Raw genomic sequence first — 12,303 nt, forward strand, 5'->3', positions numbered from 1 at the left:
CATCACTTTGAGTTAATACTATCTTTAGTATTATCACTATAACTTTTTATGGCAAAGGATAGTTCTTCCAAATCGGATACTGATAGTGTTCTTTCAGTTAATAGATTTTGTAGCTTTAAAGCAGATTGCGAAATTGATTTCAGTTCAAAACAAGCACTTGTTCCTTTAATTTTATGTAGTTCGCGGGATAAATTATTACTGTCACCATTCTCGATTAATGATTCTAATTTATTCATTAAACTAGGCAAGGTTTCTAAGTATTCAATAACTAAATCATCTTCTAAAAGAATATTTTTTAAAACCGAAGGTTCTTTTAGGTTGAGCAATTTGCTTAATGTGGTTAAAAGTTGAACCTTAGTAAATGGTTTTGATATTTTCTCTTTAAATACTGCACCTAGAGTAGATTCTACATCCAGTATATCTGCACTTAGTAGTAGTAAGGGGATTTTCTTATTAAATTTTTTAATCTCATTTGCCGCTGTTACACCATCCATAATAGGCATTTGTTGGTCTAAAATAATTAAATCATAGTATTGTTGCTTTACAAGTTGAACGGCTTGTTTTCCATTTTCAGCAAAGCTCAAGTTTATACCTGTTTCCTGAAGATAAATTGCAATCAAATCTCTAATATCTTTTACATCATCAACAATCAGTATATGCAAGTTTTCCCAGTTATATTTTTCATAACTCGCCTCGTGACTATGTGTAATAACACTGTTGATGTTATTGGTTACTTTGCTTTCCGGTATTGTGACTGAGAAACAAGAACCAACACCTGGTTCACTTTGCATGTCGAGTGTAATAGACATGGCATCTGCTAATTGTTTACTAATAAATAGACCTAAACCTGTGCCGCCAAAATCACGGCTAGTACTTGAGTCTGCTTGAGTAAAGGCTTGAAACAAATTAGAGGCTTGTTCTTGAGAAATACCAATACCCTCATCGATTATTGCTATATATAGCTGATTTGACTGATTGATATTTGCGACAAGCTTAATTTTACCCTGATGTGTAAATTTTACGGCATTACTTATAAAATTTAATAATATTTGTTTAAGCCTGTAGGGATCAGTCATTACATATCTAATTTCTCCGATATCAATTTCGGATTCAGTGATGAGCATTTTGCTACTTGCTAGCATGACTATTGACTCGTAAATACTTTCTAGAAGTGGAATGATATCAATATACTGCTCAGCAATAGTCATTTTACCTTCATCAATTTTAGCGGCATCTAAAATATCATTGATAATGCTTTGTAAATGAGTCGTGTTTTGTTCTATCTTACATAGCGCACTATGAATTTCACCATCTGTTTTAGGCAATATTTGCTCTGTAAATCCCTTTATTATAGTAATGGGTGTGCGAATCTCATGGCTCATATTAGCAAGAAAGCGTGTTTTTATTGAAGCAAGATGATTTGCTTTATCGCGCTCAAGTTCTAGTTCTTTAGTCCGATTTTCAACACGCTCTTCTAATTCTTCATTAAGAAGCCTGACTTCATTCATCGTCGATATTATAGCATGATGAGCGCCAGAAACTCTTCGCTGCATATTTACAAAACTGTGTGCTAGGGTATCAATTTCAAGTGCAGATTGAGTAAACGTTAAATTCTTTCTAACTGAGCTTTTTCCATCCCACTGCTGAGTATAATCCACCAGTTGTTCTAACGCTTGGGTGTAGTGCTTTACAAAGCGTTTAGAAAATTGTATTGATATTTCGAGAATTAATGTTATGAGTAATAATGCAAGTGAAAAATATATTGAAAATATTAAAAATAGATCATCAGTATCAATAAAAAAATACAATGACCAACCTGAGTTCGATACATCTTCACTGATAATAAGATGATGAGCATCTTTACTGAAAGTGATAGGCTTTAGCGGGTTAAATAAACTATTGGTTAAAAACTTATTTTCCATTGGCAGGCTATGATTGGGTCGTACCCATATGCTTCCTATTTCCCCGCTTATATTACTTCCCCATACTTTTTTACCTGAGCTATCAAGTAAAATCCGATGTGATATGCTATCATTTCGATTGCTAAAAACTTTTAATAGTGAATCAAGTTTTATTGCAAGTTGTAAAACACCGCTAAATTGATTGTCTATTTTAATTGGTGTGCTCACGGCGAATAGCTGATCTTCTCCTAATGCACGCCCCATAAAGGTGTCGCTGAGAAAAGATGTGTTAGATTTCTTGACTTGATAAAAGTAAGGTCTATCAGCAACGCTCTCATTATTCAGTCTATTTTCATTTAAGTTAGCTTTGTAAAACTCTCTTACTAGTCCATTTTTATCCGTGACTAAAGCTGATATGAATTCAGGTGATTGTTCAACTAACTGTTTGAGTGTGTTTTTAGTCAACTGTATATCTGTTAAATTAGTTATCGTTTCAATTTTATCTACATAATTTTTAAGCTTTGCTTCTATTTCTTTGTTCAGTATTGATACTTCGTCTTGAAAAATTGCTATTTGTTTAACTAAGTGCAAGCTGGAAATACCATTTAATCCCAATGTAATTAATAGTGTGGCAGGAATGGCTGTGTATAATCCAACTCTATAGGATAATTGATGTTGTAGAGACTGTTTTCTAAGTTGCTGAGCATTTACATAAAGCGCCAAAAGTAGGTTTGCAGCTTTTATACTCCAGGCAAATAATGCAGTCGCTAAGGTTGTAAAGATTAAAAGGAAAAAATACTTATCAGTTATGGCCTCTGGTAGCATTAATCGGTTTAAAATTGCTATAGAAATGAAATAGATTAACGATGCAGTTAATAAGTTGATTTTTTCAAATTTATTATAGAGATAGAAAAGTATTACTTGTAAAATGCTACTAGTGATTGTGATGTCGTAGGGCAATGGATATGTCACAAATAAAAAACAGATCAATGCCCAAATAGGGCCTAATCGAGCAAGAATAACTAATATTGCAACATTTCCTACATTAAATGGTACTGCAATTGGAAAGGATACTACTGATAAATTAGCGAGTAAACCAATAGTAATGCAATATAGTAAAAACAACAACCTATGTTTTTTTATAGGCTTGTTATGGTTTTTAATTACTGCTAGCATTAGTATACTCCGGTAAACTGATAATGAATTTAGTCCCCTTTGAGCCCGTATAGTCAAGGGCAAGACAACCATTATGCTGTTCAACTATCGCTCGAGAGATCGGTAGCCCTAATCCTGTGCCTTGTCCTATTTCCTTTGTTGTAAAAAATGGCTCAAATAGATGGGGAATATCTGCTTTATCAATCCCATTACCATTATCTATAACTTCAATATTGATCCACGATGCTGTTCTTATTATATTTATTTCTATCAATCCATTCGAATGATTAATGGAATGGTGAGCATTACTTATCAAGTTTAAAATAACTTGGCAGAGTTGTGTGATATTTCCTTCTATCCAAAAATCTTGGTTTTCACTCTTGATTAAAATTTTAGTTTGTTTTTTAAATTGTGTATTTGCTATTTTGATGGCATCTTCAACAAGTTTTAAAATGTTCACTTTGGAGATTGTAGTCTCATCAGGGTGTGAGAAATTTCGAAGATTCTTGATAATGTCTCGCGCTCGCCTTGCGCCCTCTAAGCTTTCGCTAAGTAATTCTTTACTGTCATCAATGATAAATTGTAAATTACTTTTGTTATATAGATTATCCGTGTCAGATGATTTTTTGCACGCGTTACTAATAAAAGTTTCTATATCTTCTATATAAAGTTTAAAAGTATTCAAATTGCTATAAATAAATCCCAATGGATTGTTTAGCTCATGGGCGACACCAGCTGCAAGTTGACCAATAGCAGCTAGTTTTCCCTGACGTGCCATGCTCGTTTCCATGCGTTTTTGTTGAGCAAATAGGTTATCTCTCTCTTTCGAGACATGTCGATATTCCATTAATGTAAGTATGCTAGCAATGAAACTGCTGTAATTTGATATCACCGAACTTGCTTCTGCACTAAACCCTTTAGCATTATTCATTAGTAAAACTATTGCATAGCAACGGTTCGTGATTTTTACTGGTTGAATGATTGCCGAGGAGGCGAGTGCTGAAAACTCCTGTAGTATACTTGGCCAAGCTGATTTGACTTGACTATTAAAGACTGCTGATTTGTCGAATATGTTTTTCGCATTTACTTCAGTATTTTTTAAGATAAAATCTTTACCTTCTAGTTCCGTATTCGTACTTGCTACAACATAAACACCATCGCCTTGTTGATTGCAGGTAATAATTAGCTGGATGTCTGGGTTGACCTCTTGGGCGATTAAGCTGAAAAGTGAGCTAAATGGCACCGATTGGTCAATATTTTCAGTAAATGCTTGCATCGTTTTTAACATTAAATTGTTCAGTTTTTTAAACTCTTGCAGCTTCTGATTTTCAGCTTTTAATTGGTTTAGCAATACTTCTTGTTGGTTTTTATTACTCATCTGCCTGCCCATGTTTTAAGCTACTTTGTTTAATTCTATCGAACACTCTAACACTAGTATGTCTGCGCTGAGTCCTTAGCATCTCACTCATACTAGTCGTTATCCGCAGATGTAACCTTATAGACAGGAATGAGTGTTTTAAAATTTTGCTAACTTATTGGCGATTAAAGCAAAAGGGGTCTTAGTCGTTTAGTCAGCAATGCAACCCGAGCAAGCAATCGATTCGATAACTTAATTGTAGGCGACTTTAAGAGTTTGCTTAGTATGTTTGCTGCCTCATTCTTAGATTTCTCAGCGTTTTTCATCTGGCGTGGTTTCGACCTCTACCAGCAGTTGTTCCTTGTGTTTTAGCTGATATTTCCACAATTTATCGAGAGAGGCTTGGGTAAGTACGTGTTCCTGAGGTAAGAGAAGAATATGCTTAAGGTTGTAGAGATTTTGTTTCAATTTCATCCCTGGTTTGAGCGCACTGACTTCCAAACCTCGGCGCGCTTTATTGGCAATATCGACTTCTTCGGAGGCCACTAATACCGACAATGCTTTGACAATAGCCGGATCGTAATAACTGCCCTGATGGAGCTGAATTGCGTCGAAGGCTTCGGTCATTGTCATTTTGTTACCATCGTAACGACCTTCTACATGTAACCAAAAATCCCTAGCGATGGCCAATATTCTTGATCCAAGAGGGATATCGGCCCCGGCTTTTTGTGCAGGCTCACCACCGCCATTAAATCGTTCTAATTGGTTTGCAATGATAAGTGACATTTCACTTAAATGCAGAGCAGGGAGTAATATCTCTTCAGCGTGCAGAGGATGTTCATTGAACATACGACGTTCACGATTGTGGAGATCGGTATAAGCGGTTTCTGCGATTTTAGGAGGCAGGGCAATTTTACCAATCTCGGAAAATAAACCTGCTTTGGTAATAGTGTTCACTTGGTCGGAGGGTATTTTTAACGCGTTTGCTAGATATTCACAGGTTGCGCTAATTTTACGCGCGAGTTCACCACTGAGGGGGGGGTAGCTAACAATAATGTTATAAAGCACTTCTAAGGTTGCGGCTTCGTCTTTTTGCCTTTCGCTCGCTAAGTTTTTAAATTTTAATAGCGTTTGTTTCAGTTGTTCAGTTCTTTTTTGTACGGTTTCTTCTAAGGAGCTATTAAGTTCTTTCAACTGCTTGTTTTGTGCAGCGACTTTTGCTGTTAACTGTTTGTTTTGGCGTAGTAAATGGTAAAGTGCTAAACCTTCTTCAACGACTGTTAGCAACTCCTGATTATCCCAAGGCTTTTGTACGTATCGATGAATTTTTCCGAGGTTGATAGCTGAGACAGTGGAGGCAAGATCCGCATAACCTGTCATAAGGATCCGATAGGCATCGGGTTGGATAACGGCCGCTTTTGCGAGAAACTCCGCGCCGGTCATGTTAGGCATACGCATATCGGTAATAATGACATTGACTCTGTGGTTCTGCATTAATTCCAGCGCTTTGGCACCGCTTTCTGCAAGCAATAATTGCACGTCTTTTGAGATAAAAAGCCGTTGTAGCGATTTTAAAATACTCGCTTCATCGTCCACACACAGAATCAGCGGGAGAGTGCTATCAGATGGGGTTGTCATCAAGTCACCTATCACATTTGTCCTATTTGTCTTATAGATTAAAATTATGCTATAAGTGTTAACTAAGCAAGATTAAACATAGACACACCTGCATGAAAACGCTCAAGCCAAGTGATATCGCCCAATATTGTGATGTGCATCAACGTACTGTGAGTCGCTGGATTGCTAATGGTCAACTGAAAGGCCATAAGTTACCCGGGCGTGGAAATTATCGGGTCTTAGTTGAGGACTTTATCAACTTTCTGCATCAACAGAAGATGCCTATGCCAGAAGCATTTTTAGCTTCAAATAATAAAGAGTTGTCGGCTGCCAAAAAGTCTATCCTTATTATTGATGATGAGTTGTCGATGCGTAATGCGCTGAAGCGAGCTCTTCAATCAACGCCTTATACAATTTTATTTGCACAGGATGGGTTTCAGGCTGGGGTTAAGATTATTGCCGAGAAGCCAGACTTAATTCTGCTCGATCTGTCTTTACCTGGATTAGATGGTTTTGAAGTCATTCAATTTATTCGGCAGCGACAAGATTTGGCAACACTTAAAATCTTAGTATTGTCAGGGCTTTCATCGACTGAGCTTGTTGAATCAATTCGATTAGGTGCCGATGATGCAATTGCAAAACCTTTTGATAATAAAGATCTGTTAAATAGGGTAAATATGCTATTAAGTTAGGGGTTACAATGGATAAGTCTTTATTGCTAGTGGATGACGATGTAGGGATTATTAAGGCTCTTAGCCGCCTGTTGACTCGTTCTGGCTATACCGTAAAGACTGCCCAGAGTGGAGAAGAAGCTCTTAACGCTTTGCTCTCTTTCGACTGCAAAGTCGTGCTGACCGATTTTCGAATGCCCTATATGGATGGCGGGCAGTTACTCTCTAAAATTAAGCGTTTATACCCAGATATCGTTGCGCTAGTGCTCAGTGGTTACTCTGATTTTGAGTCTGTAAAGTCCTTACTTAATGCAGGAAGTGCCTATCGCTTTTTACAGAAACCTTGGGAAGATGATGAGCTACTTGATGAAGTTGAAAATGCTTTTACTCACTATGCTAAGTGTTTGTTTCAACGCCAATCACAAAAAATGCTGTTAGCAAGTTCTGATGCTTTAGTTGAAATATCTTATCCTTCATTGATTAGTCAGGCCAATATCGCCGCAAGAAAGCTGTTAGGCGAAACCTTTGTTGAAGGGCGTTTATTGGATGACTTTTGGGTTGAAAGTGACCGTTCAAGGTTGCATGGGCAAGCACTGTCAATTGGGCAGAGTATGTCGATGCGTTTATTAAACCACACAGAGCTAGAAGTCACCTGCCGTTTAGCGGGGCCCTCAGGTGTGGTGTTGAGTTTCCATCCAGTGACCGATGGTGAGCTCCTTAATGCAGTATTTGAGCTTCCCTCTTTGATTAATTATCAACAGCTTGTCTCGTTAATAGGTCAATATCTTAACGCCAGTCGCCCAATGGTCCTTGTGGTCATTAAGATCAGAAGTTTTGAGCTTTGGAGCCGCATGATTGGTTATTCCGAAGCACAGCGAACCATTGAACGTATTGCATTACAGTTACGCAATACCATGGGCGAGAGTGGGCAACTCGCCTTACTTGCGAATGAGCAATTTGTTCTTTGTTTACCTGATGTTGCGTCTGAAATGAATGCGTTACAAAAGGCCGCAGCCATTATCGACCCTGTCACTGGCCAAGCCGATGTGATGTTATCTCAGCTCGATTATGCTGTAAGCTACTGTCTTATTCCGGATGATGGCGATGATCCTAGAACCGTTCTGAATAATTTATTACTCGGCAATATGATGATTGCTGAAGACGCAGTGCGTATGTTTATGCGTTACGATAAGCAAGCTGTTGAACGGAAAAAACACCAGATCTCGCTCAATCAAGCATTGTTTCATGCCGTAGAGCAAGGACAGTTATTCTTAAATTTTCAAGCAAAATTTGATGTTGCTGAATATGCCCTGTCCGGTTGCGAAGCACTAATTCGGTGGTCACATCCAGATTTTGGTATGGTTTCACCTTCGTTGTTTATTCCGCTGGCCGAGCAACATGGCCAAATGGTCGATATTGGTTACTGGGTTCTCAAAACGGCATTTATCACCGCTGCTAAATGGCATAGTCAGGGGGTTCAATTTGGCAAAATGGCGATAAATATTTCAGGTCGTCAGCTAATGGAACCTGATTTTATCCATTGGATTAAGCATCATATTCAGCTTACTGGTGTTGAGCCCACACTCCTTGAATTTGAATTAACCGAAACATTTTTACTTAATAATCTTGATGATTGTGCAATTACGCTCAATGCTATTGCCGAATTAGGGATAAGTATCGCGATTGATGACTTTGGTACGGGTTACTCCTCATTAAGCTATTTGAGTAAGTTACCTATCAATGTGCTGAAAATTGATCGATCACTGATATTAGATATTGAAAGTAATTTGAATACTGAAAGCTTAGTCGCTAATGTGGTTAGATTAGCGCACGATCTTAATATGAAAGTTGTTGTAGAAGGGATTGAGACTTTGGACCAACTTAATATCGTGAAGTATTTAGGTTGCGATGTTATCCAAGGTTATTGCATTTCGAAACCTCAATTGGAAGAGGACTATTTAGCGCTATTGACCTCCTTTGAAAGCCTTTCTGCGACAATGCCTTAGGAGAGAACCATGTTCAATGTACTCTTTGTTGATGACGACAGTTTTATGCTTAGAGCGCTGTTAAGGCTTGCGAAGCGGTTGAGACCTGAATGGCAGTTTTGGGTTGAGGAAGATGGGGTAAATTGGGCCAAATCAATCCCTCAACATATTAAGCTCGATCTGATTGTTTGTGATTACTTAATGCCCGAAATCAACGGAGATGCAGTACTTTTAGAGGCATCAACGCATTATCCTGGCGCGATTAGAGCACTGCTGACAGGAGACACAACCGAGGAAGTGGTGTGTAAAGCGGGTAAAGCGGCTCATTTTGTGTTGAGCAAGCCGTTTAATGAACAGGATATAGTGCAACTTTTAACTTGTGTTGAGAGAACACATAAACTCCCCTTTACCAATGATGTTAGGGCGATGTTAGGAGCGAGTGCGTTATTGCTTCCATTGCCGGATATCGTGCAGCAAGTCAGAAAAGTGCTTAAAGATGAACAGTCACAAGCGGCTGATATTGTGGATCTTGTTGCTCACGAACCTTTAATCACTGCCAAACTTTTGCAGTTGGCAAATTCAGCTTTTCTCGGCTTTAGCCGAACGACGCTCTCAATTGAAGAAGCCATTAAACGCTTAGGGGTAGATTTAACCTGTGCGATCATAACTTCAATTGCAGTAGAACAATCGGCAACCTCTATCATAGATAAAGCAACCCAAGTAAATATTAATGAACATGCCTATCAGTTGGCGCTAAACGCACAAAAAATTGCCAGCAAATTGAGTTTGCATAAAGGTCTTCAAGAAGAGCTATTTATTGCTGCGTTAATGTCGGCAATAGGGGAGTTGATCGTATCATCGCGAACATGGCAGAGTTTATTTGCGTCACAAGTCGGTGACTGGCCTGCGAGAAAATTAATTGTCGCTATTTCTGCCTACCTATTAACACTATGGGGTTATAGTGAGTCTCTGTGCGATATCATTTTATCGAGTGCAGAACCTGAGCTGACTGATTCAGAACATAATCTTGCTTTATTACTTTGTTTAGCAAACTATGCGACAAAATTTCATGGCAAGATCCCCGAAGAAATATTGCAAAAACTGCCCGATGAGCAAATAAAGCAAAAACTTGCCGCTCTTTAGCCAAGGTTAAGAATACTAGATGTTAAAGTGACAGCCTTAAACCCTCTCGTTATCCAGCCATTAGCAACATGGCTATGTTGCCGTGTGTCTAAGATCACTACCATTAACAATTTGTCTATCGTTTGAGCGTATCACCTAGATACGAAATTTTTTGTAAAAGCACGCATTATTAGCTGCTATGGTTATCACCAATAGTTCATTTTTCAGTATGAAAAAAGCGTGTTAGCTTGGTTAATATTCACCACTCCATGCCAACGAAAGGAAGTTTTATGGTTGAAAAAATCACTGGGATGTTAGCACTGATTGGGGTGCTTTCGTTATTTTGTCAATGGGTTGGTTGGAAGCTTAGGTTACCTGCAATTTTACCCTTATTACTCTGTGGTTTGCTGTTAGGCCCTGCATTTGGGGTACTCAATCCCGATGAAATCTTCGGGGATTTGCTGTTTCCTATCATTTCACTCGGTGTTGCCGTGATCCTGTTTGAGGGCGCATTGACCCTCAATTTTAAGGAGATAAAAGATCATGGTCGCATGGTGACTCACTTAGTGAGCATTGGCATGGTGATCACCTGGGGCTGCATCAGTGTCGCAACCTTTTACTTGCTAGATTTTAGCTGGGAGGTCGCACTGTTATTTGGCGCCCTCGTGGTGGTTACGGGCCCGACCGTGATTGTACCTATGCTGCGCAGCGTGCGGCCTAAGTCGCAACTGGCGAGTATTTTACGCTGGGAAGGGATTGTGATTGATCCCATTGGTGCGCTGCTGGCGGTATTAGTGTTTGAATACATTACTGTATCTGGCGATCAAACCAGCCATGTACTTTATGCACTAGGTTCTATGCTCACGCTTGGCTTAGGTTTAGGCGCAGCGTCAGGTTACTTAATTGGCCAAGTGATCCGCCGCAATTTATTGCCGCATTATTTACGAAATACCGCAGTATTAACCCTAATGCTGGGGATTTTTGTCGGCTCCAACCTATTGCAGGAAGAGTCCGGATTACTCACAGTGACTGTGATGGGGATTTGGCTGGCGAATATGCGCGGTGTAGATATTGCTGAAATCCTCGAATTTAAAGAGACATTGACAGTTCTTTTGATCTCCGCCTTATTTATTCTGTTAGCCGCCAGACTCGACTCGAATGCCATGATGGATTTAGGTTGGGGCGGGATAGGTGTGCTCGCTGTGACTATGCTAGTTGCACGGCCACTCAGTATTTGGGTATCAGGCATTGGGACGTCACTCTCAAAGGCCGATAAGTGGTTCCTATGTTGGATTGCGCCGCGGGGGATTGTGGCGGCGGCCGTATCTTCCTTATTCGCCATTAAGTTAGAGGCGAATAATGTGCAGGGCGCCGATGCCATTGTACCCTTGGTGTTTTTAATTATTATCGGCACAGTGGTTATCCAAAGTTTAACCGCGGGCCGCTGGGCGAAATACCTTGGGGTGACCTCGGGGTCGGCGCAAGGATTATTAATTTTCGGCGCCTCCAAGTTCTCCCGCGAACTAGCAAAAATCTTGAAGGCCAAAGATATCAAAGTGCTGCTGGCCGACAGCAACTGGGATAACATTCGCCTCGCGCGGATGGACAATATTCAGGTCTATTTTGGTAATCCTGCCTCAGAACATGCTGAAACCTATATGGATTTAACCGGGATTGGCCGAGTGCTGATCATGTCGCCTTATAAGCAGTTAAACCCGCTGGTGACCTTTTATTTTCAAGATGTGCTAGGTTCTAAAAAGGTCTTTGGCCTTAACAATGCCGAGCAGGGCAGTGCGCGCCACCAATTGTCCGAATCCTATAAACAGCGGCTATGTTTGTTTGGTGATGCGGTGTCCTACGCCAAAATTGCTAGTCAAATGGCGAAAGGGGCGCAGCTTAAAGTCACTAACTTAACTGAAAACTTCACCTTTGAGCATTTCCGCAAACGTTATGGCGAAACCGCATTGCCGTTAGTGTATTTGACCAAAGAAGGCAAAGTCGTGATTGTGTCAGGCAATGATACCCAATTCCCCAATGGTATAGAGTTAATCAGCCTATTGCCCGTTGAAGCGCTTGAAGAAGCGAAAATCCAACAGGCGATTGCTGAGCAAGAGGCGATAGCTGCACAGGCAAAAGCGGCGGAAGAAGCGGCCCTAGCGAAAGCCAAGGCCGAGGAAGAAGCTGAGCGTCAACGACTTGAGCAGCAAGCGAAAACTAAGGATGAAGAGCCATCACAACCCGAGGTTGAAGCACAAGATAACATCAATACCTCGGATGAAACCTTGGCGAAGGGATAATGGACAAGGTCAAGGCTAAGAAGAGCTTGGCAATTGCGAAGAGATAAGCCTGTTAAGTGAGAAAATAAAAAAGGCACTACACAGGTAGTGCCTTTTGTCTAATTAGTGACCAGTCCTAAATAGCGTTGACACTTTTCAAACTCATTTTGGAGAGTGTAATGACTTCAACAATTAAACGAACTCAACGCGATTATTCCC

7 protein-coding genes and 1 pseudogene are annotated in these 12,303 nt (G+C 39.8%); 5 read left to right on the plus strand and 3 right to left on the minus strand.

Annotated elements, in window-relative coordinates; translation table 11 throughout:
- Nucleotides 1-2: 2 nt before the first annotated feature.
- From SHD_RS01915 to SHD_RS01925, 3 genes are all read right to left on the minus strand, one after another.
- Nucleotides 3-3,077, minus strand: coding sequence for an ATP-binding protein (locus SHD_RS01915; RefSeq protein ID WP_023265603.1), 3,075 nt, complete (start codon nt 3,075-3,077; stop codon nt 3-5).
- Nucleotides 3,061-4,434, minus strand: a complete 1,374-nt coding sequence (locus SHD_RS01920; protein ID WP_152526550.1) for a sensor histidine kinase — start codon at nt 4,432-4,434, stop codon at nt 3,061-3,063. The genes SHD_RS01915 and SHD_RS01920 overlap by 17 nt, the downstream gene beginning before the upstream one ends.
- A gap of 291 nt (nt 4,435-4,725) precedes the next feature.
- Entirely contained in the window at nt 4,726-6,051 is a 1,326-nt protein-coding gene (locus SHD_RS01925; RefSeq protein ID WP_023265605.1) for an HD domain-containing phosphohydrolase, read from the minus strand.
- Between the two features lie 92 nt (nt 6,052-6,143).
- Between SHD_RS01925 and SHD_RS22210 the strand changes: the two are divergent.
- The 5 genes and pseudogenes from SHD_RS22210 to SHD_RS01945 form a co-directional block, all read left to right on the plus strand.
- A pseudogene (locus SHD_RS22210) lies at nt 6,144-6,293 on the plus strand (helix-turn-helix domain-containing protein); the annotation flags it as partial.
- A gap of 21 nt (nt 6,294-6,314) precedes the next feature.
- The gene (locus SHD_RS01930) at nt 6,315-6,722 is read left to right on the plus strand and encodes a response regulator (protein ID WP_235056920.1); all 408 of its coding nucleotides are present in this window, start codon (nt 6,315-6,317) and stop codon (nt 6,720-6,722) included.
- Nucleotides 6,723-6,730: 8 nt separating this feature from the next.
- Complete coding sequence (locus SHD_RS01935; protein ID WP_023265607.1) at nt 6,731-8,707, plus strand: EAL domain-containing response regulator; 1,977 nt, start codon at nt 6,731-6,733, stop codon at nt 8,705-8,707.
- 9 nt (nt 8,708-8,716) lie between these two features.
- A complete protein-coding gene (locus SHD_RS01940; RefSeq protein ID WP_023265608.1) occupies nt 8,717-9,829 on the plus strand; it encodes an HDOD domain-containing protein in 1,113 nt (370 codons plus the stop codon).
- Nucleotides 9,830-10,098: 269 nt separating this feature from the next.
- Nucleotides 10,099-12,105: a cation:proton antiporter gene (locus SHD_RS01945; protein WP_039977161.1), complete on the plus strand. Its 2,007-nt coding sequence runs from the start codon at nt 10,099-10,101 to the stop codon at nt 12,103-12,105.
- Nucleotides 12,106-12,303: the final 198 nt, after the last annotated feature.

The organism is Shewanella decolorationis S12, assembly GCF_000485795.1.
Classification (GTDB): domain Bacteria; phylum Pseudomonadota; class Gammaproteobacteria; order Enterobacterales; family Shewanellaceae; genus Shewanella; species Shewanella decolorationis.